Below are 23,574 nucleotides of genomic sequence, written 5' to 3' on the forward strand. Positions count from 1 at the left end.
CTGAAGCGATGCGGTGGAGCGGGCAGCAGGTGCTGACGGACGGCGTGGGCGAGGCGGCCGCCCTCCCGGGGCTGCGCGGCCTGCTGCGGTCGGTGCGCACCCCGGAGTTCGCCGGCACGGTGTTCCACGAGGTGGAGGCGAAGTCCGCGCTGAACCGGGTGCCGGGGAGCTCACCGATGCCCTTCCGTTGGACCGTGAACCCGTACCGCGGCTGCTCGCACGCCTGCGTCTACTGCTTCGCGCGCAACACCCACACCTACCTCGACCTCGACGCGGGGGCGGACTTCGACTCGCAGATCGTGGTGAAGGTGAACGTCGGGCGGGTGCTGGCACGCGAGCTGGCCCGCCCGAGGTGGGCCCGGGAACCGGTGGCCATGGGCACCAACACCGACCCGTACCAGCGCGCTGAGGGCCGGCACCGGCTGATGCCGGAGGTCATCCGGGCGCTCACGGGCTCGGGCACCCCCTTCTCGATCCTCACCAAGGGCACCGTGCTCGGTCGCGACCTGCCCGATCTCGCGGCCGCGGCGGGCGAGGTGCCGGTCGGCCTCGGGGTCTCGCTCGCGCTCGCCGACCGGGCGCTGCAGGCCCGGCTCGAGCCCGGCACGCCGTCGCCGCCGGCCCGGCTCGACCTGGTGAAACGGATCGCCGACGCCGGTCTGGACTGTGGCGTGATGGTGGCGCCGGTGCTCCCGCTGCTCACCGACTCGGCCGAGGCGCTCGACGCGCTGCTGGAGCGGGTGCGGGCGGCCGGCGCGTCCGGGGTGAGCGTGCTGGCGCTGCACCTGCGGCCGGGCACCCGGGAGTGGTTCATGGGGTGGCTCGCGCGGGAGTACCCGGCGCTGGTGCCGACCTACGAGCGGCTCTACCGGCGCGGGGCGTACGTCGACGCGGAGTACCGGCGGGCGCTGGCCGAGCGGGTCCGCCCGCTGCTGCATCGGCACGGGCTGGACCGCGGCCCGGGCGTGCAGCGCACCTCCGGCGGCGACGGCGGTTTCCCGGCCTCGGAGGTGGCGGGCCAGGCCCCGCCCGCCGAGCACCTTGCCGCGCCGGTCGTCGAGCAGCTCACCCTGCTCTGACCGGCAGGGACCCGGGCCGGCCGCCCGGGGGCACCGTTCGTGCGCCGGCGCGGAAACCTGGTGGAACGCTGCCCGGTGTGGGCGGATAGCCTTGCCGACCGTGATGCGAACCCACCCCGTCGGCACCCTGCGTGCCGAGCACGCCGGCCAGACCGTGACCCTCGCCGGATGGGTGGCCCGTCGCCGCGATCACGGCGGCGTCATCTTCGTGGACCTGCGCGACTCGAGCGGCTCGGCCCAGATCGTGTTCCGCGAGGGCGAGATGGCCGAGCGCGCGCACCGGCTGCGGTCGGAGTTCTGCCTGCAGGTGACCGGCGAGGTCGTCGCGCGGCCGGCGGGCAACGAGAACCCCGAGCTGTCCACCGGCGCCATCGAGGTCACGGTCACCGACCTCGTCGTGCTGTCCGAGTCCGCGCCGCTGCCCTTCCCGATCGACGAGCACACGGGCGTCGGCGAGGAGGTCCGGCTCAAGTACCGGTACCTCGACCTGCGCCGGCCCGAGCCCGCCGCGGCGATCAAGCTGCGCAGCGCGGTGAACAAGGCCGCGCGCGGCGTCCTCGAAGCACACGACTTCGTGGAGATCGAGACCCCCACGCTGACCCGCTCCACGCCCGAGGGCGCCCGGGACTTCCTGGTCCCCGCCCGGCTCAAGCCCGGCTCCTGGTACGCGCTGCCGCAGTCCCCGCAGCTGTTCAAGCAGCTGCTCATGGTCGGCGGCATGGAGCGCTACTACCAGATCGCCCGCTGCTACCGGGACGAGGACTTCCGCGCCGACCGGCAGCCGGAGTTCACCCAGCTCGACATCGAGATGAGCTTCGTCGAGCAGGACGACGTCATCGGCCTGGCCGAGGAGATCCTCACCGCGCTGTGGGCGCTGATCGGGCACGAGGTCGGGCCCGTCCGCCGGATCAGCTACGCCGAGGCCATGTCCCGCTACGGCTCGGACAAGCCCGACCTGCGCTTCGACATCGAGCTCACCGAGCTCACCGAGTACTTCGCCACCACCGGCTTCCGGGTGTTCCAGAACCCGTACGTCGGCGCGGTCGTCATGCAGGGCGGCGCGAGCCAGCCCCGCAAGCAGCTCGACGCCTGGCAGGAGTGGGCCAAGCAGCGCGGCGCCCGCGGGCTGGCCTACGTGCTGGTCGACGAGGACGGGACGGTCTCCGAGAAGGGCCCGGTCGTCAAGAACCTGTCGGAGGAGGAGCGCGCGGGCCTGCCCGCCGCCGTCGGCGCGAAGCCCGGCGACTGCATCTTCTTCGCCGCCGGCCGCCCGAACGAGGCCCGCGCCCTGCTTGGCGCCGCCCGCAGCGAGATCGCCCGGCGCACCGGCCAGCTGGACGAGAGCGCCTGGTCCTTCGTCTGGGTCGTCGACTTCCCGCTGTTCGAGGCGGCCGACGAGACGGACGACGTGGCCGTCGGGCACGGCAAGTGGACGGCCCTCCACCACGCCTTCACCTCGCCGACCCCGGACTGGATCGACAAGTTCGAGTCCGACCCGGGCAACGCGCTGGCCTACGCCTACGACATCGTCTGCAACGGGAACGAGATCGGCGGCGGCTCCATCCGTATCCACCGGGCGGACGTCCAGAAGCGCGTCTTCGAGATCATGGGCCTGTCCGAGGAGGAGGCGCAGGAGAAGTTCGGCTTCCTGCTCGACGCCTTCGCGTTCGGCCCGCCCCCGCACGGCGGCATCGCGTTCGGCTGGGACCGGATCACCGCGCTGCTCGCCGGCGAGGACTCGATCCGCGAGGTCATCGCCTTCCCGAAGACCGGCGGCGGCTACGACCCGCTCACCGCGGCGCCCGCCCCGATCACCCCGGAGCAGCGCAAGGAGGCCGGGGTCGACGCCGTACCGCCGAAGCCGGCCGGTCCGGGCGCGACGGGCGCGAAGGCCACGGGGAAGGCGCCGGAGAAGGCAGCGGACACGACGGCCGAGACGGCGGCGGAGACGGACGCGCGGGGCGGCGGGGCCTGACCCCGGTGGCCCCTCGCGGCGCGGCGCACCCGTTGCGTGACAGGCAGGACCGGAACCGCGGCCGGGCGCTCCCGTCGGGGTAGGGTCGACGGTGATGTCACGCGACCTGGCCGGCTTCCCCAGGCCCGTGCTCACCGCGTTGGCCGCGGCGGAACGCCTGCTCACCCGGCGGGCCGGGGCCACCGTGGTCCTGGCGGACCCGGAGGACCTCGGTGGCAGCGAACGGTCGGTGGTGGCGCGTGCCCGGGTGGCGCGCAACCCGTTCTCGCTGCCGCGCACCCTCGTGGTGAAGCAGTACGTCGGCGAGCCCGACGGGAACCGGCCGGACCCGTTCCACTTCGAGGTCGCGAGCTGCCAGCTGTTCACCGCGCTCCCGGCCGACGCCCGGCCCAGCCCGGTGCTCATCGCACACGACCCGGCGGCCCGGCTGCTCGTGCTGGAGGACCTGGGCCGCAGCTCCACGCTGGCCGACATGCTGTTCGCGCCGGATCCTGTTGCGGCACAGCGATGCCTGCTGAGCTGGGCCCGGGCGCTCGGCCGCATGCAGGCGGCCACGGCCGGCCGGGAGAACGACTTCGGTGCGCTGCTGCGCCGGCTGGGGGAGAAGGCTCGGCGGGACCCGGTCGCCGACGAGGCGCGCGCGGCCTTCGCGGGGGTGCCCGAGCTGGTCGCCGAGGTGCTGGGCGTGACGGTCAGTGCGGCCGCCGAGACGGAGGCGCGGGAGACCGCGCGGCTGCTGGGCGGCACCCGCTACCGGGCGTTCAGCCCGTCGGACACCTGCCCGGACAACAACCTCGTGACCGGCCGCGGGGTCCGGTTCGTCGACTTCGAATGGGGCTGCTTCCGCGACGTCGCGCTCGACGCCGCCTACTTCCGCGTCCCGTTCCCGGCCTGCGAGTCGAGCTTCGCGCTGCCCGACGGGATGGCCGAGGCCATGCTCGAGGCCTGGCGCAACGAGATCGCCACGGTGTGGCCGGACCTCGACGACCCGGCGCTGCTGCGGGCCCGCCTCCTCGACGCCCAGCTGCTGTGGGTCTGGCTCTGCACCTGGTGGCTGCTGCCGCGGGTCGTGGCCGGTGAGACGCGGATCGGGATCGACCCCGGCCGGTCCCCGCGGATCAGTGCCGCGCTGGCGGACTACTGGCGGCGGCTAGCGGGTGCCGCCGCGGACGGCGGGCGTCCGGCCACCGTCGACCTGGCCCACCAGATGGCCGCGGCCCTGCAACGCCGGTTCGACGACCCCTCGGACAACGGCTCCGGCCGGCTGCCGCTCTACCCCGCCTTCCGCAGCCTGGCCTGAGGGTCGTCCGGGCAGGTCCGCCCCGCGGGATCCGCTCCAGGGAGTGCGGGGATCCCGCTCCACGGATTTCAGGCGGCCGTCGCGACGCGTCACCACGCGCACACCGCCGCGGAGCCTCGCGACCCGATCATGCGCTCGTGTCCGTGCCGAGCGTGCGACCCGTCCGTACCCTCCCGACGACCACCCCCACCGGCCCGAGCCGCCCCGTCACCACCCTGGCCACCCTCGGCGACTCGACGGCCGTCGGGCTGGGGGACCCGCTGCCCGGCGGCGGCCGGCGGGGCTTCCCCGTCCTGCTCCGCGACACCCTCGGGCCCGGGACCCGGCTGCTCAACCGCGCTACCACGACCACACCCGCGTGTTCCGGCTGCCGGGGCGGCTGCGGGAGGCGCTGCGGACCCGGGTGACCGCACTGAACTCGGCGATCGACGCGGCGATCGCGGGCGCGGACGGCCCCGGGGTGGGGGTGCTGGACCTGCACCTGCTCCCCGGCGGCTACGAGCGCGCGGCGTGGAGCGTCGACCGGCTGCACCCCTCGGAGCTCGGGCACCGGCTGCTCGCCCGGGCAGCGGGGGAGCTGCTGGCGAGCTCGGGCTTCGCGGTGCCCGCCCCCGTGCCGATCGCCTGCGGCGGCCGGCGCGAGATCACCGCGTTCCACCGGGCCGCGTGGATCGTGGTGCGCGGCACGCCCTGGCTGGTGCGCCGCGGCCGCGACCTCGGCCCGGTGATCCTGCACGGCCTCCTCGCGGGCGGACGGGCGCCGGCCGCCCGACTCGCGCCGGGGCGCCGGAGCAGGAGGTCTCCTAGGCGGAGCGGGGGAGCGCGGCGGGCCGGACCGGGCGGCCCGTCTCGATCTCGACGAGGTGGGCGCGGGTGCAGGGCCCGCACACCCAGCTGACCACACCGTCGGCGTGATGGCTGCTCCAGGCCAGTCCGCGGACGTCGTTCACGGTCCGGGGACCGGCGCAGACGGTGCAGGTCTGGGTCGGGCGGGCAGGGACAGGTGTGCCGTCGTCCATGCCCCCGAAGGATGGACCGGTCGCGTTGCCGTGCCGTGAACGCCACGCCGCGCAGTGTTGCGATCCGGCGACGGTTGTCGCCGTGGGACGGCTACCGCAGCGAGCCGAGGAACCGGTCGATGCGCACGAGCGCCTCCTCCAGCTGCGGCAGCGCGGTCGCGTACGAGCACCGGATATGCCCCTCGCCGGAGGGCCCGAACACGTTGCCGGGCACCACGGCCACGCTCTCCTCGTGGAGGAGTCGCTCGGCGAAGGTCTCGGAGTCCAGCCCCGACGACCGGATGGACGGGAAGGCGTAGAAGGCGCCGCCCGGCTCCGGGCACTCCAGCCCGATCTCGCGCAGGCCCTTCGCGAACACGCGGCGGCGCCGGTCGTAGTCCGCGACCATCTCGCGGACGTCGCCGTCGGCCTCCTCGAGCGCCTCCACCGCGGCGATCTGCGAGACGTGGGGTGCGCACAGCATCGTGTACTGGTGCACCCGCACGCACAGCTCGGCCACGGCCTGCGGCGCGCAGATCCAGCCGACCCGCCAGCCCGTCATCGCCTGCGCCTTGGAGAACCCGCCGAGCACCACGGTGCGCTCCCGGGCGCCGGGCACCGCGCCCAGGCAGACGTGGGTGTCGTCGTAGGTCAGCCGGTCGTAGATCTCGTCGGAGATCAGGTAGAGGTCGTGCTTCTCGGCCAGCCGGACCAGGCCCTCCAGCGCGGCCCGTGGCTGCACCGCACCCGTCGGGTTCGCGGGGGAGCCGATGAGGATCGCCTTGGTGCGCGGGGTGATCGCGGCCTCGACGGCGGCGGGGTCGATCGCGAAGTCGGCCTCCCACCGCGTGGCCACGCGCACCGGGGTGCCGCCCGCGAACGAGACGCACGGCTCGTAGGCCACGTAGCAGGGCTCCGGCACGACCACCTCGTCGCCGGGGTTGAGCAGCACCCGCAACGCCAGGTCCAGCCCCTCGGACACCCCGGTGGTGATGAGGCACTCGGTGTCCCAGGCGTACTGCGCGGCGTACCGCTTCTCCAGCTCCGCGCAGATCAGCCGGCGCAGCTGCGGCAGGCCCGCGTTGGAGGTGTAGGTCGTGTAGCCGTGCTCGAGGGCGAAGATGCCGGCCTCGCGGATCCGCCACGGCGTGACGAAGTCCGGCTCGCCCACGCCGAGGGAGATCACGTCGTCCATCTCGGCGGCGATGTCGAAGAAGCGCCGGATGCCCGACGGTGGACAGGCGGAGATGACGTCGTTGAGCGGCTTCATCGGGCGCTCCTCACGGGGTCACGCGCAGCCGGTGGTCGGGCTCGGGCTCGAAGAAGGTGTCGCCGTCGCGCTTGTGCGTGTGCAGCACGAAGTGCGTGGCGGTCGCCGTGACCCGGTCGATGGTGGAGAGCTTGCGGCTCACGAAGTCGCTGACCGCGCGGATGTTCGACCCGACGACGGTGCAGCGCAGGTCGTGCCCCCCGGACACCAGGTAGCAGCTGCGCACCTCGTCGAACCGCGAGATCCGTTCGGCGACGTCGTCGAAGCCGACCCCCCGCGCCGGGGCGACCGCGACGTCGATGAACGCGGTCACCTCCGTGGCCTCCGTGCCGTCGACCTTCTCCCAGTCGACGACCGCCTTGTACCGGCGGATGACGCCGGCCTCCTCCCACGCCGCGATCTGGGCCGACACCTCGGCGACGGGCCGACCGATCATGGTGGCCAGGGTGTCGTGGCTCAACGACGCGTCCCGCTCCAGCAGCTCCAGGATCTCGCGCACGGTCCCCGACCCTACTGCCCGATGCGGCCGTCGGCGGCCCGGGCGAGCCGCCGGACGGCCTCGGTCAGCACATCGGGCGGGTAGGTCGCGAAGCAGAGCCGGGCGGCCGAGCGGAGCCCGGGGCCCCCGTCCGCCGCGGCGTCGACGGAGAAGGCCGCGCCCGGCACGAAGCCCACGCCGTGCTCCAGGGCGGTCGGCAGGAGCGCCGTGGTGTCGGTGCCGTCGGCGAACTCCAGCCAGCAGAACATGCCGCCGGCCGGGGTGGAACGGGCGACGGCGGCGCCGAACTCCGCGTCGACCGCGGCGGTGAGGGCCGCGGCCCGGTCCCGGTTCTCGCGCCGGACGCCGTCGACGTGCGCGGCGAACCACGGCTCGTCGGCCAGCAGCTCGGCGGTGATCATCTGGGTGAGCGAGGAGCCGCAGAGGTCCGTGGACTGCTTGAGCCGCTCGACGGCGGCGGCCAGTACCGGGGGTGCGACCAGCCAGCCGACCCGCAGGGACGGGGCCAGCACCTTCGACGCGCTGCCGAGCCGCACGACGCGCTCGCCGTGCGCGGCCAGCGGGCGTGGCGGGGTGCCGTCGAAGGCCAGCAGGCCGTACGGGTCGTCCTCGACGACCAGGAAGCCGTAGCGCTCGGCCAGCCCGGCGAGGGCCCGGCGGCGCTCCTGGCTCATCGTGACGCCGCGCGGGTTGTGGAAGCTCGACACCGTGTGCACCAGGCGGGGCCGGAACCCGGCCCCGAGCCGCGCGGCCAGGATGTCGACGCACATCCCGTCGGCGTCGAGCGGGACCGGGTGGACCTCGGCGCCCGCCGCCTGCAGGACCTGCAGCGCCCCGACGTACACCGGGTCCTCGACGGCCACCGGGTCGCCGGGGTCGAGCAGGGCGCGGGCGAGCAGGTCCAGGGCCTGCTGCGACCCGCTCGTGACGACGACGTCGGCGGGCGCGATCGCCCGCCCGGTCCGGCCGGTCTCGTGCCCGGCCACCACCTCGCGCAGGTGGGCGAGCCCCGCCGTCTCGGAGTACTGCACGGCGGCGGGGGACCGCAGCGCCCGGTCGGCGGCGGCGGCGATGCGCTCGCGCGGCATGAGGTCGGCGGCGGGCAGGCCGCCGGCCAGGCTCAGCACGTCGTCGCGCGCGGTGAGGGTGAGCAGGTCCCGGATCGCGGACCCGCGGATCCCGGCGAGCCGGGCGGCGAGTGCGACCGGGGGCGGGGCGGCCGGGGCGGTCGACGGGGCGGGGCGAAGGTCGGTACTGGTCACGATAGCCTCGCGGAGAGGTGGGGCACGGGCGGGGACCGGGCGCTCCCGGTGGTCACCGGGAGGGCCGGGCCGTCCCGCGGGGATCGTCCGCGGAAGCACGGGCGCGGATCGGGTGGACCGGCGCCCGTATCGATAGTGCGCCTCGCTTCCTGCGATCCGGAACCAGCTTCCCGAATGCTGGGAACCGCCCAAACAGGTTGCAAACGGATCACAGGACTTCCGACCCGGTGACCGACGTGGTCGGACGCTCTACCTTGCCGGGTATGAGCAACCCGTCGGGTGACGACCGCCACCAGTCCGGCGAGCAGGGCGCCCCGCAGCCCGGCTCGGCCCCGCCCCAGCAGGGCGGGCAGGAGCCGCCCGGCGGGTACCCGCCGCCGGGTCAGGGCCAGGGTCCGCCCCCGCAGGGCTACGGCCCCGGGCCGCAGGGCCAGCCCGGCCAGGGCCAGTACGGGCAGGGTGGGTACGGCCCGGGCGGGTACGGCCAGGCCCCGCCCCCGGGCTACGGGCCCGGCCCGGGACAGCCCGCGCAGGGGCAGCCCGGCCAGGGCTACGGGGCCCAGGGCTACCCGCCGCCCGCCGGGTACGGGCAACCGGGGTACGAGCAGCAGGGCGCCGGCCAGCAGGGCTACGGGCAGCAGGGGTACGGCCAGCAGGGGTACGGGCAGCAGCCCTACGGCTACGGCCCGCCCGCCGAGTACGGCGGCGGGGTTCCGGCGCCGCTCGCGGACCCGCTGGTCGCCGCCGACTTCTCGGACTGGTGGACCAAGGTCCTCGCCGTCCTCGGGCGCAGCTGGCAGCCCCTGCTGCTGATCCAGATCGCCACCGCGCTGCCGGCGCTGATCATCGGTGCGATCATCTCGCTCGTCGTCGCCACCGGCGGCGGCGCGGTCGGGGTGGCGATCGGTGCGGGCCTCTCGATGATCATCGTGGTCGCGGTGTCGCTGCTCGCCCAGGGCGCCTCGGTCTACGTGGTGACCCGGCAGGCGGCCGAGCAGCCGGTGGGCGCCGGGGAGGCCCTGTCCTTCGCGGCCGGCCGGGCCCTGCCGCTGCTGGGCTGGGGGATCCTCGCGGGCATCCTCGTCGTGATCGGGTTCTTCCTGCTGGTGATCCCGGGCCTCTACCTGCTGATCGTGTTCGCGGCGACGCTCACCGGCGTGATCATGTACGAGCGCGCCGGCATCGGACGCACGTTCACGCTGGTCAACCCGCACTTCTGGCCGACCGCGGGCCGGCTGATCACCGCCGTCATCGCCGCGGGGGTCTACCGCTGGATCGTCACCGCGATCGTGGGCCTGTTCGCGTCGCCGAACTCCGCCACGTTCTCGATCCTCGTCGGCATCCTCAGCCTGCCGGTGACCCTGGCCGCGGCCGGCGTCGCCGTCGTCACCTACGCCTCGCTGCGCAACAAGGAGAACCCCCAGGTCGGCACGCCGACGCTGGTCCAGGAGCTGCACTCGTAGCCAGCGGCCCGGCTCGTGCCGGAACCGTCGGTGCCCAGTGGCACCCTGGACACCGATGAGCACTGCATCCGACGGTCTGTTCGACATCGGCGAGCCCTCCGGGTCCCCGGAGGCCGCCGCGGAGGAGGCGCGCCCGGCCCCGGGCGCGCCGCTCGCCGTGCGGATGCGGCCGCGCTCGCTCGACGAGGTGGTCGGGCAGCGGCACCTGCTCAAGCCCGGTGCCCCGCTCCGCCGGCTGCTCGAGGGCGGCGCCCCGGCCTCGGTGCTGCTCTACGGCCCGCCCGGCACCGGCAAGACCACGCTCGCCCGGCTGATGGCACGGGCGGGCGAGCGGCACTTCGTGGCGCTCTCGGCGCTGTCCGCGGGGGTCAAGGAGCTGCGCGCCGTGATCGACGACGCGCGGCGCCGCCGGGACTACCACGGCGGCTCCACCGTGCTGTTCATCGACGAGGTGCACCGCTTCTCCAAGACCCAGCAGGACGCGCTGCTCGGCGCGGTCGAGGACCGGGTGGTGCTGCTGGTCGCGGCGACCACCGAGAACCCGTCCTTCTCGGTCGTCTCGCCGCTGCTGTCCCGCTCGCTGGTCCTGCAGCTGCAGTCGCTCGACGAGGACGAGGTCCGCGAGGTGCTCCGCCGCGCCGTGAGCGCGGAGCAGGGCCTCAACGGCGCCGTCACGCTGGCCGAGGACGGCGAGGCGGCCCTCGTCCGGCTGTCCGCGGGCGACGCGCGCCGTGCCCTCACCGCGCTGGAGGCGGCGGCCGACGGGGTGCTGGCGGACGGCACCGGGGTCGTCGACCTGGCGGCCGTCGAGCGGGCGGTCACCGAGGTCGCGGTCCGCTACGACCGGGCCGGCGACCAGCACTACGACGTGATCAGCGCGTTCATCAAGTCCATCCGCGGCTCCGATCCGGACGCCGCACTGCACTACCTGGCCAGGATGATCGTCGCGGGGGAGGACCCGCGGTTCATCGCGCGGCGGTTGATGGTCCACGCGAGCGAGGACATCGGCCTCGCCGATCCCACGGCCCTGCAGGCGGCCACGGCGGCCGCGCAGGTCGTGCAGCTCGTCGGGATGCCGGAGGCGCGGCTCGCGCTGGCGCAGGCCACGGTGCACCTGGCCACCGCGCCCAAGTCCAACGCCGTGATCGCGGCGATCGACGCCGCGATGGGCGACGTGCGGGCCGGCGCGGTCGGGGCGGTGCCGGCGCACCTGCGGGACGGGCACTACGCCGGCGCGCAGAAGTTGGGCAACGCCGTGGGCTACCGCTACCCGCACAGCACGCCCGACGGGGTGCTCGCGCAGCAGTACCCGCCGGACGACCTCGTCGGCAAGGACTACTACGAGCCCACCACGCACGGCGCCGAGCGGGTCCTCGCCGAACGCCTGCCCAAGCTCCGCCGCGCCGTCCGCGGCCGCTGAGCCCAGCCGCAAAGGCGCACTCTGGAACCATAACGCGCTCGGGAGCCCGCTTTTGACGCGTTGTGGTTCCCTAACGCGATTCCGACAGGCGCTCAGGCGGTGCGGAGGGTCAGGCCCAGCGAGCTCAGCGCCTGGTCGATCGGGGTGAAGTAGGCGGTGCAGCCGGCGCCGGCGCCGCTGTGCACGCCCTGCGCCTGCCCGTCGGCGGTGATGTACGGGCCGCCGGAGTCGCCCTGCGCGGTGCAGATCGAGGCCACCACCATGCCGCGCTGCTGCTGCCCGTCGAAGTTCACGGTCCGGTCGCGGGCGGTCACGCTGCCGCAGGTCTTGCCGCTGGTGCTGCCGTAGAGGCACACCGTGGAACCGATCGGCGCGGGCACCGTGCCCCGGACCGGCACCGAGGCGACGTCGGGCAGTGCGGCCGTGGAGGAGGTGACGGGCACGGCCCCGACGTCGACGCCGTTGCTCGCGGTCTTCGCGCCGTCGCCGATGACCTCGCCGTTGTCGTCGAGCCACTCGTCGGACTCGCGGGTGCAGTGCCCCGCGGTGATGATCCAGTCCTGGGCCCCCGAGCCGGCGGAGAAGCCCAGGGTGCAACGGGTGTTGCCGCCGGTGATCCGCTGGCCGCCGCGCAACGCCTCGTGGTGCGGTGCGCCCGCCCCGCTCTCGATCCGCAGCAGGGCCGGGTCAATGCCGTCGAGCAGTGCGGTCACGTCGGGGGAGGGGCCGCCGGCCAGCCGGACGTCGACGACGTCGCCCTCGATCCCGTAGTCCGCGATCCCGGCGGGCATGCCGGCCGCGGTCCGCGCGTCGAGCAGGGCCATGACGGCAGCGGGTGCGGCGAGCGGCGCGGCCGCCTTCGGCTCCTGCGGCGCGGCCGCCGCCACCCCGGCCCCGGTGAGGGCGCCGGCGGCGGTGAGGACGAGCAGGGCACGGAGCACGGTCCGGAATCCGGGGAGGCGCACCACGGTGCGCCGTCCGTCGAGGGCGGCCACGCACGGCCAACGACGCCGACGTTGCCTCCGGACCGGCCGTCCACCCGCCCGTGCGTCACCCGTCCGGAGTAGTTACACGCTGCGTATTCGACCTGCCGGGCGGAAGCGTTCAGGCAGGATCGCGCAGGATCGGACAGCTCATGCACCGCGGCCCGCCGCGACCGCGCCCCAGCTCGCTGCCCGGGATCTCCAGCACCTCGATGCCCTCTCTGCGCAGGTAGGCGTTGGTGGTGACGTTGCGCTCGTAGGTCACCACCACCCCCGGCTCCACGGCGAGCAGGTTGCAGCCGTCGTCCCACTGCTCGCGCTCGGCGGAGTGCACGTCCTGCTCCGCGGTGAGCACGCGGAGGGAGCCCAGCCCGAGGGCGGCGGCGATCGCGACGTGCATGTCCTCCGGCGGATGGTCGGTCATGACCATCTCCTTGTCCGAGTCGCCCGGCCGCACGGTGTACGACGGCAGCATCCCGAGCCCCGCGTACTTCACGAAGGTGCCGTGGTCGACCATCGTCAGCACGGTGTCGAGGTGCATCAGCGCCCGCCCGTGCGGCATCCGCAGGGCGACGATCCGGTCCACCTCGCCGCCGGCGAACAGCGACCGGGCCAGCCGCTCGACGCCCGCCGGCCGCGTGCGCTCGCTCATCCCGATCAGCACCGCGCCGTCGCCGAGCACCAGGATGTCGCCGCCCTCGACGGTCGCCGGCCCGTTGACCGAGCCCGACGACCAGACGTCGAAGCCGGCGCCGGCGAACAGCGGGTGCCAGCGGTAGATCGCCTCGTAGTGGACGGTTTCGCGCATCCGGGCCAGCTTGCGCATGCTGTTGATCGCCACCCCGCCGTGGATCCAGGCCGTGGTGTCCCGGGTGTAGAGGTGGTTGGGCAGCGGCTCCAGCACGAAGTCGTCCGGGCCGAGGATGTGGAAGGCGATGGACCGCGGCTCGTCGATCCGCGCGAGCACCTCGCGCTTGGTGATTCCGCCGATCATGTGCTCGGTGAGGGTGTCGACGTCCATCGCGTCGAACAGGTTGCGCAGGGCGTCGACGGCGAGCGGGCCGTAGATCCGGTCGTCGAAGATCCGGTCGAGCGCGTAGGCCTTCGCCTCGGGCAGCTCGAGCGTCTCGCGGAGCAGGCGGTCGAACAGGTGTACGCCGATGCCGCGCCCGCGCAGCAGGGCCGCGAAGCCGTCGTGCTCCTCCTGGGCGCGCTGGACCCACAGGACGTCGTCGAACAACAGCTGGTCCTTGTTGCCCGGGGTGAGCCGCTTGAGCTCGAGGCCGGGCCGGTGCAGCAGGACCTGCCGCAGCGTGCCGACCTCCGAGTCGACCCGGTAGACCCGGTCGGGACGGGACCCGTCCGGGGTGTCCGTGGGGTGCATGAACGTCATCGTGGCCGAAGATGGACGGGTGCGCTGGGACCCGCTCGACGAGAAGATCGTGACGCTGCTCGTCGCCGACTCGCGCCGCAGCTTCGCGGAGCTGGGCGCGGAGGTCGGGCTCTCGGCGTCGGCGGTCAAGCGGCGGGTGGACCGGCTCCGGGCCGACGGCGTGATCGAGGCGTTCACCGTGCGGCTCGACCCGGCGGCGCTGGGCTGGACGGTGGAGGGGTACGTCGAGCTGTACTGCCGGCCGTCGACCCCGCCGGAGGCGATCCGCCGCGCCTGCGCCGGGCTGGCCGAGGTCGTCGACGCGAGCACCGTGTCCGGCGACGCCGACGCCCTCGTCCGCATCGTGGCCGCCGACATGCGGCACTTCGAGCAGGTGCTGGAGCAGATCGGGGCGGAGGGTTTCGTCGAGCGGACCAAGTCCGTGCTGGTGCTCTCGCCGCTCATCCGCAGGCCGCCGCCCACCGTGCACTGAAACGACGTTCCTGCCGCCGATCACGCAACGATCGAGCGCAGACGGGCAACGAAGCGTGATTGTCCACTCGACACAGGCCTCCCTACCGTTGTCGTGAGTCGCGAGGGCGCGACTCCCGGTGCGCCGAGGGAGGCCCCGTGACCAGCGTTCTCACCCGTCCGGCGACGACCCCGGACCGGACACCGACACGGCGGCACTACGTGGTGTGCCCGCCCACGTACTTCGCCGTCGAGTACGCGATCAACCCCTGGATGCACCCGGGGACACCGGTCGACCGCGACCTGGCCCTCGAGCAGTGGGACGCCCTGCGCCGCACCTACCTCGCGCTTGGTCACGAGGTGACCGTCGTGGAGCCCGAGCCCAGGCTGCCGGACATGGTCTACGCGGCCAACGGCGCGACGATCGTCGACGGCCGGGTCTACGGCGCCCGCTTCCGCCACCCCCAGCGGGCCGCCGAGGCCGAGCTCTACCGCAAGGCCCTGGTCGAGATCGGGCCCTACGTCGAGCCGACGTACGTCAACGAGGGCGAGGGCGACCTCCTCGTGGCCGGCGACGTCGTGCTCGCCGGAACCGGGTTCCGCACCGAGCCCCGGGCGCACGCCGAGGCCGCCCGGGTGCTCCGCCGGCCGACGATCGGCCTGGAGCTCGTGGACCCGCGCTACTACCACCTCGACACCGCGGTCGCCGTGCTGTCCGGGCACGACATCGCGTACCTGCCCGAGGCCTTCACGCCCCGCTCCCGCGGGGTGCTGGCCGGCCGCTACCCCGACGCGGTGCTCGCCTCACCGGCCGACGCGGCGGTCCTCGGCCTCAACGCCGTGTCGGACGGCCGGCACGTCGTCCTCCCCGCCGCCGCGGCCGGCCTGGCCGCGGCCCTGCGCGACCGCGGGTACGAGCCCGTCGGCGTCGACCTGTCCGAGCTGCTCAAGGGCGGCGGCGGACCCAAGTGCTGCACGTTGGAGGTGCGGGCATGACTCTCTTGCCGGAGGCGAAGCTTGCGGAGCCGACCATCTCGCACGAGCCCACGGTCGGGCACGAGACCGCGACCGCGCATCACGAGCGCATGCTCGCCGAGCACTCCGCCCACAACTACGCGCCGCTGCCGGTGGTGCTCTCCACGGGGGAGGGCGCCTGGGTCACGGACGTCGAGGGCCGCCGCTACCTCGACTTCCTCGCCGGTTACTCCGCCCTGAACTTCGGCCACGGCAACCCGGTCCTGCGGGCCGCCGCGCACGCCCAGCTCGACCGGATGACGCTGACCAGCCGGGCGTTCGGCAACGACCAGCTGGGCCCGTTCTGCACCGAGCTCGCCGCCCTGCTCGGCAAGGACATGGTCCTGCCGATGAACACCGGCGCCGAGGCCGTCGAGTCCGGGCTGAAGGTCGCCCGGAAGTGGGGCTACGAGGTGAAGGGCGTGCCCGCCGACCGGGCCCGGGTGGTCGTCGCGGCCGGGGCCTTCCACGGCCGGACGATCTCGATCGTGTCCTTCTCCACCGACCCGGAGGCCCGTGGCGGGTTCGGCCCCTTCACGCCCGGGTTCGACGTGGTCCCGTACGGCGACCCCGAGGCCCTGCGCGCCGCGATCACCCCGGAGACCGTCGCCGTGCTGCTCGAGCCGGTGCAGGGCGAGGCCGGTGTGATCGTCCCGCCCGAGGGCTACCTGCGCGCGGTGCGGGAGATCTGCACCGACACCGGGGTGCTCTGGATCTCCGACGAGGTGCAGTCCGGGCTGGGCCGGACCGGGTACGTGCTCGCGACCCGCGGCCACGGCGGCGTGCAGGCGGACGTCTACCTGCTCGGCAAGGCCCTCGGCGGCGGTGTGGTGCCGGTGTCGGCCGTGGTGGCGGACGCCGACGTCCTCGGGGTCCTCAGACCCGGGCAGCACGGCTCGACCTTCGGCGGGAACCCGCTGGCCTGCGCGGTCGGCCGGGCGGTGATCCGGATCCTGCGCGACGACGTCGTGCTCGCCCACACCCGCGCGCTCGGCGAGGTCCTGCTGGCCCGGCTGCGCGCGATGCCGGGCCTGACGGCCGTGCGCGGGGTGGGGCTGTGGGCGGGGATCGACGTCGACCCGGCGCTCGGCACCGGGCGCGAGCTGGGCGAGCGGCTCGCGCGGGCCGGGGTGCTCACCAAGGACACCCACGGCCCGACGCTGCGCCTCTCGCCGCCGCTCGTCGTCGAGGAGCAGGACCTGCACCTGGCCCTCGACACCCTGCAGGCGGTCCTCAGCCGAGCGTGACGGTGAGGTGCGGGACGGTCGCCGTCTCCGCCGAGGCGAACCGCTTCCACGACAGCGGGTCGGCCTCGTCGGCCGCCTTGAGCATCACCGTGCCGCTGGTGGCACCGGCGGCCGCCCACTCCTTCACCAGGCCGGTCACGTCGACGCTGCTCCAGCCCGCCGCGCACGTCGCGGCGTTGCCCCGGGTGTCGGTGCTGGTCGCACGCAGGCGGTCGCCCTGCGGCTGGTTCGCCCACCGCAGCTTCGGCCCGACCACGGCGCCGGCCGGGAGCGTCCACACCTCCCAGGCGCGCGGCCGGCAGGACGCGGACCAGGTCTGGTAGAGGTCGAGCGTCGCGGACCGGACGGTCGCCGACCTCGTCCCGGTGAGGTCGAACGTGAGGTAGCTGCGGGCGGCCTCCTTGCCGTCGTAGCTGCCGAGCCGCAGATCCGGGTCGCCGGAGGCGTCGGTGTTCCTGACCGTCGTCTGGGTCGTCGTGTCGAAGGGAACCGGCGCGGCGTCGGTGACCGGTGCCGCGGCGACCACCCGGCTGACGGCGGACTCGGCCTCGGTCAGGGAACGGCCGGCGTCGGGCACCGCCTCCGCGTTCCCGGTGAGCTTCAGGTCCGGGGCGGGGCCGGTCGGCGTGCCGTCCTTGCGCACCGAGGCGACGAAGCCGGCCCGGGTCGCCTCGACCTCGAGGTCGTAGCCGGGGCGGACCTGCCGGTAGGTGGCCTTCGGCCCGTCGAGTTGCGGGGCGGGCAGCGGGGTCGGCCACACCACGGCGGCCGACCCGCCCTCCGCGTACCGCACCGACGGCCCGGTCGGGGTCAGCGTGAGGTCGTGGGGTGCCGCGGCGGGCCGCACGACGCCGTCGGGCCCGGCCTGCAGGGTGAGGTCGACCGGCAGCCACTCGGCGCCGCGCTGCACCCGCACCGGGCCGGAGTAGAGGGTGACCGTCCGCGCGCCGTCGGGCCGCACGGTGGACTCGGAGGTGGCGCTGGTGGTGCTCCCGCCCTCGGCGGACGCGGCGGCGGGACCGGCGGCGGGACCGGCGGTGGGACCGGCGGTGGGACCGGCAGTGGGACCGGCAGTGGGCACGGTGGCCGCAGCGGCGGGCGCGGCGGTGAGGACGGCGGCCGTGCCGAGGGACAGTGCGAGGGAGAGCAGGGTGGCGGTGCGGGACATCGCGCGACGTTCCATGATCGGTACAGGTACGACCCCGGCTGCACCGCGGCAAGGAACGCGACCGCAGCGGGGGACCGGATCACCCGTTCGTGACCGCTCGTCGTGCTCCGTCTGCCGTCCGTCCCGCGGGGCCGTTCACTGGCCGCTGGCGAACGGCCGCTCGTCCTCCCGGGCGTCGCGGAGCAGCTCCGGCTTGAGTGTCCCGAATAGCACGGTGAGTAACAGCTCGGCCGTCTGCTCGGGCGGCTCGTCGGGCCGGTTGACCGCCCGGATGAGCAGGGTGTTGACGATCAGCCCGCTGATCTCCACGGCCGACGGGTAGGGCCGCAGCACCCCGGATGCCTGTCCGTCCTCGAGGAGTCCGAGGATGGCGTCCGGCACCGGCGCGAGGGTGCGCGGGTCCCCCAGGTCGGCCCGGTCGGGCGGCCCGCCGACGCGGGTGGCGAGGTAATCCTGGAGCCCGTACCAGAACGCCGCCGTCAGCCCGCGGTGGCGCCAGCTCGTCCTGGTCAGAGCGTTGATCTGGTCGCGCAGTGCGTCGAGCACCGGCCGTCCGGCCCTGCGGTCCTGCTCCGCCTGCTGGACGAGTGAATCGACCAGTGGAGCGTAGACGTGACCGATGAGGGCGTGTTTGCTCGGGAAGTGGTTGTAGGCGGTCGCCGGGCTCACGCCCGCGGTGGCCGCGACGTCCTCCATACGCGTGCGGTTCCAGCCGCGGGCGCCGAAGTTGGCGTCGGCGGCGTCCAACAGGGCGCGGCGGGTGCGGTCGCGCTTGGTTCGCGCGGCCCGCGCCCGGGCATCGCTCGAACGGCCGCTTCCGCCGGTGGTCACATTGACGGACGGTAGCCGAAACGCGCCGAGTTGGGCTTGACTCTATTTCGAGGATCACCCAAGATGGTGACCACGTACTTGAATCTCGAACGGTCTCGTCGGGCAGGGCACGGCCCCGCGATCACCGGCCGGGAGGACGGTACGGGCACCGGCCCGTCGGGGGCCGCCATCGGCGGCCGGGCGGGTGCCGCACGGTCGCTCCGTCCGGAGCAAACGCGGCCAGGGTCCGACGGGCACATCGGGCCCCGGTCGCTCACTACCGCGCACGGCGCGGAGGGGCGCCGTCCGGCCCAGGGTCGGGCACGCCCCCTGCGTCGCAGGGGAGGGGAACCCATGCACGCCTTCGTCCGCCCTGCCACGGGAACGGTCCGATGACCGCCGCGGCAGCCTTCGAGCCCCCTGATCCGTTCGGCGCCGCGTTCGCCGAGCCGGAGGGGCTCACCGTCGACCCCGGCGCGGATCCCGGCACCGCGTCCGCCGGGGGGCCGCAGCTCAGCGTCGTCCCCGGGGTCAAGGGCCGGCGGGCCCGCTCGGTCCCGGCGCCGTCGGTCCTGGAGCAGTACGTCGCCGCCGCCGTCGAGGGCGACCAGCGGGCCCGTGAGCGGCTCCTCGAGGAGATCCGCCCGCTGGTGCTGCGGTACTGCCGGGCGCGGCTCGGCCGCCAGGAGACGGTCATCGGCTCGGCCGAGGACGTGGCGCAGGACGTCTGCGTCGCCGTGCTCGCCGCGCTGCCCGGCTACACCGTGAAGGGCCTGTCGTTCCGCGCCTTCGTGTACGGCATCGCCGCGCACAAGGTGACCGACACCTTCCGGGCCATCGGCCGCAACCGCTCCGAGCCGGTCGCCGACGTGCCGGACACCGGCGTGGTGCTCGACGGTCCGGAGCACCTGGCGCTGACCGCCGAGCTGAACCAGCGCCTCGGCGGGCTGCTGGGCGTGCTCACCGAGCGGCAGCGCGAGGTCCTCGTCCTCCGCGTGGTCGTCGGGCTGAGCGCCGAGGAGACCGCGCAGACCGTCGGCTCCACCCCCGGCGCCGTGCGTGTCACCCAGCACCGCGCGCTCGCGCGGCTCCGTCAGCTCGTCACCGGCGGCCTGCCCCGTGAGGTCGCCGAGGCCGTGGTCGACGCGATGGTCTCCGCCACCGACACCGACGAGGGTACGGCCGACACCACCGGCTGATCCGGGCGTGATCCGGACGTGGGGACCGGCGGCCGGGGGAGTAGCCTGACCGCCGATCTCCACGCTCGTGGCGGTCGGAAGTCCAAGATCGCTGGAGGGGTCCGTGTCGGCTGGTCAGATCGCCGCGCTCATCGCGGCGATCGCGTTCGTGGTGCTCGTCGTGCTGCTCGCGATCCCGCTGTTGAAGCTCGGCCGCACGCTCGACGAGGCGACCGTCGCGATCCGCAAGGCCCACGAGGGCAGCGCCCCCCTGCTGGTCGACGCGCACACCACGCTGAACAGCGTCAACACCCAGCTCGAGCGGGTCGACGGGATCACCTCGAACGCCCGGACCGTCACCAGCAACGTCTCGGTGCTGACCTCGCTGTTCACCGCGACCCTCGGCGGACCGCTCGTGCGCGCCGCCGCCTTCTCCTACGGCCTGAACAAGGCGATCCAGGCCCGGCGCGCCGGCAAGGACGCGGGGGCGCACTCCCGTGGTCGCCGCCGGGGGAGGAAGAAGTGAAGCGGCTGTTCTGGATCGGCGTCGGTGCGGCCGCGGGCGCCTACGTCACCCGCCGGCTCACCGAGACCAAGCAGCGACTCACCCCGCAGGGCATCGGTGCCGACCTGGCCGACGGGCTGCGCGAGCTCGGGGCGGGGCTCGGGGCCTTCGGCGCGGAGGTGCGCGCCGGCATGGCCACCCGCGAGCAGGAGCTCACCGACCTCGTCGAACGACGGACGGGCGGGCACGTGCCGTCCTACAGTGAGGCCGTGGCCGAGGACGAGCCGGCCCGCCCTCGGGGGCGAGCGCGCGGGGCAGGGGCCTGAGCGGTCCCTGCCGCACCGAGCCGTCGTCCCACCGTTTCCCCTCGAGAGAGACACCCGTGCAGACCCACGAGATCGTCCGTCGTTTCACCGAGCACTTCGTCAAGGCCGGGCACACGTCCGTACCCAGCGCGTCGCTGATCCTCGACGACCCCAACCTGTTGTTCGTCAACGCCGGGATGGTGCAGTTCAAGCCGTACTTCCTCGGTGACGTGCCGGCGCCGTACCCGCGCGCCACGTCGATCCAGAAGTGCGTGCGCACCGGCGACATCGACGAGGTCGGCCGCACCACCCGGCACAACACGTTCTTCCAGATGGCCGGGAACTTCAGCTTCGGCGACTACTTCAAGGCCGGGGCGATCGAGCACGCCTGGAACCTGGTCACCGGCGACCGCGAGTCGGGCGGCTTCGGGTTCGACCCCGACCGCATCTGGGTCACCGTCTACCAGGACGACGACGAGGCCATCGCGCTCTGGAAGAAGATCGCCGGGCTGCCCGAGGAGCGGATCCAGCGCCGCGGCGGCAAGGACAACTACTGGGACATGGGCGTGCCCGGTCCCGGCGGCCCCTGCTCGGAGATCTACTACGACCGCGGCCCGGAGTACGGGCGCGAGGGCGGCCCCGAGGCCGACGAGGACCGGTACCTGGAGATCTGGAACCTGGTCTTCATGCAGGACGAGCGCGGCGAGCTGAGCCCGAAGCTCGGCCACCCGCCGGTCGGCACGCTGCCCAGCAAGAACATCGACACCGGCATGGGCGTCGAGCGCGTCGCCTACCTGCTGCAGGGCGTGGCCAACGTCTACGAGACCGACCTGGTCCGGCCGGTGATCGCGCAGGCGGAGGCCCTGTCCGGCCGCCGGTACGGCGCGGGTGGGCGGGACGGCGACGCCGACGACACCCGCTTCCGGGTCATCGCCGACCACGCCCGGTCCGGCGTCATGATCATCGGCGACGGCGTCACGCCGTCCAACGAGGGCCGCGGCTACGTGCTGCGCCGGCTGCTGCGCCGGATCGTCCGCTCCGCGCGGTTGCTCGGCGTGACCCAGCCGGTGCTGCGGGCGTTCGCCGAGGTGGTGCGGGACGAGATGTCGCCGACCTACCCCGAGCTGACCACGGACTTCGAGCGGATCTCGGCCGTCGTCGAGGCGGAGGAGGAGGCCTTCCTCTCCACGCTCACCGCCGGGTCGCGGATCTTCGACACCGCCGTGGCGGAGACGAAGAAGGCGGGCGGGCTGGTGCTGCCCGGCGACCGCGCCTTCCAGCTGCACGACACCTACGGCTTCCCGATCGACCTGACCCTGGAGATGGCCGCCGAGCAGGGCCTCGAGGTCGACCAGGACCGGTTCACCGCGCTCATGCAGGAGCAGCGCAGCCGGGCCAAGGCCGACGCCGCCTCCCGCAAGGTCGGGCACGGCGACGCGTCGGTCTACCGCGCGGTGCTGGACAACCACGGCATCACCGAGTTCCTCGGCTACTCCGACCTGGCCGCCGAGGGCACGATCGTCGGCCTGCTGGTCGACGGGCAGCCGGTCCCCGCCGCGCCCGAGGGCTCGTCGGTCGAGGCCGTCCTGAACCGCACGCCGTTCTACGCCGAGGCCGGTGGCCAGCAGGCGGACACCGGCGAGCTGCGGTCCGGCTCGTTCACGATCCGGGTCGACGACGTCCAGTCGCCGGTCGCGGGCCTGCGGGTGCACCGCGGCGTCGTCACGAACGGCACGGCCACCGTCGACTCCCCGGTCGTCGCCGAGATCGACGTCGCGCGCCGGGCCGCGATCTCCCGCGCCCACACCGGCACCCACCTGGTGCACGCGGGCGTCCGCGGCGCGCTGGGCACCTCGGCCGCGCAGGCCGGCTCGCTCAACGCCCCCGGGCGGCTGCGGTTCGACTTCACCTCGCCGTCGGGCGCCGTCACGCCGACCCAGCTCGCCGAGGTCGAGGGCGAGATCAACGCGGTGCTGCAGCAGAACCGCGAGGTCGAGGCCTACGAGACCTCGATGGACGAGGCCAAGCGCCTCGGCGCGATGATGCTGTTCGGCGAGAAGTACGGCGACCGCGTCCGCGTGGTCGACATGGGCGACTACTCCCGCGAGCTCTGCGGTGGAACGCACGTCGGCCGGACCGGCGAGATCGGCCTGATCAAGGTGCTGTCCGAGGGCTCGATCGGCTCCGGGGTGCGGCGCGTCGAGGCCCTCGTCGGGCTCGACGCGTTCGACCACATGTCCAAGGAGCACCTGCTCGTCTCGCAGCTGGCCGAGCAGCTCAAGGCCAAGCCGGAGGACCTGCCGGAGCGGATCAACGGGCTGGTCGAACGGCTGCGCGACGCCGAGCGGGACCTGGAGAAGCACCGCGCCGAGGCCGTGCTCGCCTCGGCCGGCACGCTCGCGGAGCAGGCCGAGGACCTCGGCGGCGTGTCCGTCGTGGCGGTCGAGGCCCCGGCCGGGCTGGCCGGCAACGACCTGCGCAACCTGGCCTCGGACGTCCGCGGCCGGCTCGGGGCGAAGCCGGGTGTCGTGGCGCTGTTCTCGACCGACGGCGGGAAGGTCGCGTTCGTCGTGGCCACCACCGCCGCGGCCCGGGACAAGGGGCTGGCCGCCGGCACGCTGATCCCGGCCTTCGCGCCGGCCGTCGGCGGGCGGGGCGGCGGCAAGCCGGACCTCGCCCAGGGCGGCGGCACGGACCCGTCGGGCGTCGGCGCGGCCATCCAGAAGCTCCGCGAGGCGGTCCGGGGTTGATCGACCCGCGCGGGCGCCGGCTCGGCGTCGACGTGGGATCGGTGCGCGTCGGGGTCGCCCTGTGCGACCCCGACGGCCTGGTCGCGACGCCGCTGGAGACGGTGCCGCGCGAGGGTGCCGCCCGGCGGATCGCCGAGCTGGTCGACGAGCACCTGGCCGTCGAGATCGTGCTCGGGCTGCCGCGGACCCTCGCCGGCCGCGAGGGTCCCGCGGCCGAGGCCGCGCAGGCGTTCAAGGTCGAGCTCGAGGCCGTGGTGCCGGTCCCCGTCGTCCTGCACGACGAGCGGCTCACGACCGTCGTCGCCACGCAGCAGCTGCGCGGCCGGGTCAAGGGGCGCAAGCAGCGCGCCGTGATCGACCAGGCCGCCGCCGTCGCCATCCTGCAGGGGTACCTCGACACCCGGCGGTGACCGTCCGGCCCGGTCGGGCGTGCTCGGTGCCGGGACCTTCCGGGCACCCGTTACCCTCCGGAGCTGTGAACGGGACCTGCCGCAGCGACCGGAAC

The 23,574-nt window shown here is 74.3% G+C and carries 21 protein-coding genes and 1 pseudogene; 15 read left to right on the forward strand and 7 right to left on the reverse strand.

The features are described from left to right. Window positions 1-8 precede the first annotated feature (8 nt). The 5 genes from LWC33_RS18010 (at window position 9) to LWC33_RS18030 (ending at window position 5,252) form a co-directional block, all read left to right on the forward strand. Window positions 9-1,079 carry an Rv2578c family radical SAM protein gene (locus tag LWC33_RS18010; RefSeq protein WP_233305565.1) on the forward strand — a complete coding sequence of 357 codons (1,071 nt, stop codon included), beginning with the start codon at window positions 9-11 and terminating at the stop codon, window positions 1,077-1,079. A gap of 100 nt (window positions 1,080-1,179) precedes the next feature. Further along, the gene (gene aspS / locus LWC33_RS18015) at window positions 1,180-3,054 is read left to right on the forward strand and encodes an aspartate--tRNA ligase (RefSeq protein WP_233305566.1); all 1,875 of its coding nucleotides are present in this window, start codon (window positions 1,180-1,182) and stop codon (window positions 3,052-3,054) included. Window positions 3,055-3,148: 94 nt separating this feature from the next. Beyond that, complete coding sequence (locus tag LWC33_RS18020) at window positions 3,149-4,354, forward strand: hypothetical protein (RefSeq protein ID WP_233305567.1); 1,206 nt, start codon at window positions 3,149-3,151, stop codon at window positions 4,352-4,354. A 137-nt stretch (window positions 4,355-4,491) separates the two neighbouring features. Then, window positions 4,492-4,761, forward strand: coding sequence for a hypothetical protein (locus LWC33_RS18025; RefSeq protein WP_233305568.1), 270 nt, complete (start codon window positions 4,492-4,494; stop codon window positions 4,759-4,761). Further along, a complete protein-coding gene (locus tag LWC33_RS18030) occupies window positions 4,713-5,252 on the forward strand; it encodes an SGNH/GDSL hydrolase family protein (RefSeq protein WP_233305569.1) in 540 nt (179 codons plus the stop codon). Before LWC33_RS18025 ends, LWC33_RS18030 begins: the two co-directional genes overlap by 49 nt. A 212-nt stretch (window positions 5,253-5,464) precedes the next feature. Here the strand turns inward: LWC33_RS18030 and LWC33_RS18035 are convergent, their stop codons facing one another. Genes LWC33_RS18035 through LWC33_RS18045 form a run of 3 tightly spaced genes read right to left on the reverse strand, consistent with a single transcriptional unit; the run spans window position 5,465 to window position 8,383 of the window. After that, entirely contained in the window at window positions 5,465-6,622 is a 1,158-nt protein-coding gene (locus LWC33_RS18035) for an aminotransferase class I/II-fold pyridoxal phosphate-dependent enzyme (protein WP_233305570.1), read from the reverse strand. A 10-nt stretch (window positions 6,623-6,632) separates the two neighbouring features. Beyond that, entirely contained in the window at window positions 6,633-7,121 is a 489-nt protein-coding gene (locus LWC33_RS18040; RefSeq protein WP_233305571.1) for an Lrp/AsnC family transcriptional regulator, read from the reverse strand. A gap of 11 nt (window positions 7,122-7,132) precedes the next feature. Continuing rightward, the gene (locus LWC33_RS18045; RefSeq protein ID WP_233305572.1) at window positions 7,133-8,383 is read right to left on the reverse strand and encodes an aminotransferase-like domain-containing protein; all 1,251 of its coding nucleotides are present in this window, start codon (window positions 8,381-8,383) and stop codon (window positions 7,133-7,135) included. A gap of 263 nt (window positions 8,384-8,646) precedes the next feature. Here LWC33_RS18045 and LWC33_RS18050 point away from each other — a divergent pair, with 263 nt between their 5' ends. Beyond that, the gene (locus tag LWC33_RS18050) at window positions 8,647-9,846 is read left to right on the forward strand and encodes a hypothetical protein (RefSeq protein WP_233305573.1); all 1,200 of its coding nucleotides are present in this window, start codon (window positions 8,647-8,649) and stop codon (window positions 9,844-9,846) included. 55 nt (window positions 9,847-9,901) lie between these two features. Beyond that, on the forward strand, window positions 9,902-11,266 hold the full coding sequence (locus LWC33_RS18055) for a replication-associated recombination protein A (protein WP_233305574.1): 1,365 nt from the start codon (window positions 9,902-9,904) through the stop codon (window positions 11,264-11,266). 92 nt (window positions 11,267-11,358) lie between these two features. Here LWC33_RS18055 and LWC33_RS18060 read toward each other — a convergent pair whose 3' ends face one another. Then, window positions 11,359-12,261 carry a S1 family peptidase gene (locus LWC33_RS18060; RefSeq protein WP_233305575.1) on the reverse strand — a complete coding sequence of 301 codons (903 nt, stop codon included), beginning with the start codon at window positions 12,259-12,261 and terminating at the stop codon, window positions 11,359-11,361. A gap of 109 nt (window positions 12,262-12,370) precedes the next feature. Further along, window positions 12,371-13,633: an arginine deiminase gene (locus LWC33_RS18065; protein ID WP_233305576.1), complete on the reverse strand. Its 1,263-nt coding sequence runs from the start codon at window positions 13,631-13,633 to the stop codon at window positions 12,371-12,373. Here LWC33_RS18065 and LWC33_RS18070 point away from each other — a divergent pair. The 3 genes from LWC33_RS18070 (at window position 13,632) to rocD (ending at window position 16,353) form a co-directional block, all read left to right on the forward strand. Beyond that, window positions 13,632-14,114, forward strand: coding sequence for an Lrp/AsnC family transcriptional regulator (locus tag LWC33_RS18070; RefSeq protein ID WP_233305577.1), 483 nt, complete (start codon window positions 13,632-13,634; stop codon window positions 14,112-14,114). The genes LWC33_RS18065 and LWC33_RS18070 overlap by 2 nt on opposite strands. A 137-nt stretch (window positions 14,115-14,251) precedes the next feature. Further along, on the forward strand, window positions 14,252-15,088 hold the full coding sequence (gene ddaH, locus LWC33_RS18075) for a dimethylargininase (RefSeq protein ID WP_233305578.1): 837 nt from the start codon (window positions 14,252-14,254) through the stop codon (window positions 15,086-15,088). 89 nt (window positions 15,089-15,177) lie between these two features. Next, on the forward strand, window positions 15,178-16,353 hold the full coding sequence (rocD, locus tag LWC33_RS18080) for an ornithine--oxo-acid transaminase (RefSeq protein ID WP_233305625.1): 1,176 nt from the start codon (window positions 15,178-15,180) through the stop codon (window positions 16,351-16,353). Here the strand turns inward: rocD and LWC33_RS18085 are convergent. Both LWC33_RS18085 and LWC33_RS18090 read right to left on the reverse strand, forming a co-directional pair. After that, window positions 16,340-17,521 (reverse strand): DNRLRE domain-containing protein, encoded by a 1,182-nt coding sequence (locus tag LWC33_RS18085; RefSeq protein WP_233305579.1) that lies wholly within the window; start codon window positions 17,519-17,521, stop codon window positions 16,340-16,342. The genes rocD and LWC33_RS18085 overlap by 14 nt on opposite strands. A gap of 135 nt (window positions 17,522-17,656) precedes the next feature. Then, window positions 17,657-18,352, reverse strand: coding sequence for a TetR/AcrR family transcriptional regulator (locus LWC33_RS18090; protein ID WP_233305580.1), 696 nt, complete (start codon window positions 18,350-18,352; stop codon window positions 17,657-17,659). 371 nt (window positions 18,353-18,723) lie between these two features. Between LWC33_RS18090 and shbA the strand changes: the two are divergent. The 5 genes and pseudogenes from shbA to ruvX all read left to right on the forward strand — a co-directional run. Continuing rightward, window positions 18,724-19,428 (forward strand): annotated as a pseudogene (gene shbA, locus LWC33_RS18095) (RNA polymerase sigma factor ShbA); the annotation flags it as partial. A 205-nt stretch (window positions 19,429-19,633) separates the two neighbouring features. Beyond that, on the forward strand, window positions 19,634-20,035 hold the full coding sequence (locus LWC33_RS18100) for a DUF948 domain-containing protein (RefSeq protein WP_233305581.1): 402 nt from the start codon (window positions 19,634-19,636) through the stop codon (window positions 20,033-20,035). Beyond that, window positions 20,032-20,340, forward strand: coding sequence for a hypothetical protein (locus LWC33_RS18105; RefSeq protein WP_233305582.1), 309 nt, complete (start codon window positions 20,032-20,034; stop codon window positions 20,338-20,340). Before LWC33_RS18100 ends, LWC33_RS18105 begins: the two co-directional genes overlap by 4 nt. Window positions 20,341-20,396: 56 nt before the next feature. Next, complete coding sequence (alaS, locus tag LWC33_RS18110; protein WP_233305583.1) at window positions 20,397-23,069, forward strand: alanine--tRNA ligase; 2,673 nt, start codon at window positions 20,397-20,399, stop codon at window positions 23,067-23,069. Then, the gene (ruvX, locus tag LWC33_RS18115) at window positions 23,066-23,479 is read left to right on the forward strand and encodes a Holliday junction resolvase RuvX (protein ID WP_233305584.1); all 414 of its coding nucleotides are present in this window, start codon (window positions 23,066-23,068) and stop codon (window positions 23,477-23,479) included. The genes alaS and ruvX overlap by 4 nt, the downstream gene beginning before the upstream one ends. Window positions 23,480-23,574 lie beyond the last annotated feature (95 nt).

Origin of the sequence: Pseudonocardia terrae (genome assembly GCF_021343995.1) — a bacterium.
In the GTDB taxonomy this organism is placed as follows: Bacteria; Actinomycetota; Actinomycetes; order Mycobacteriales; family Pseudonocardiaceae; genus Pseudonocardia; species Pseudonocardia terrae.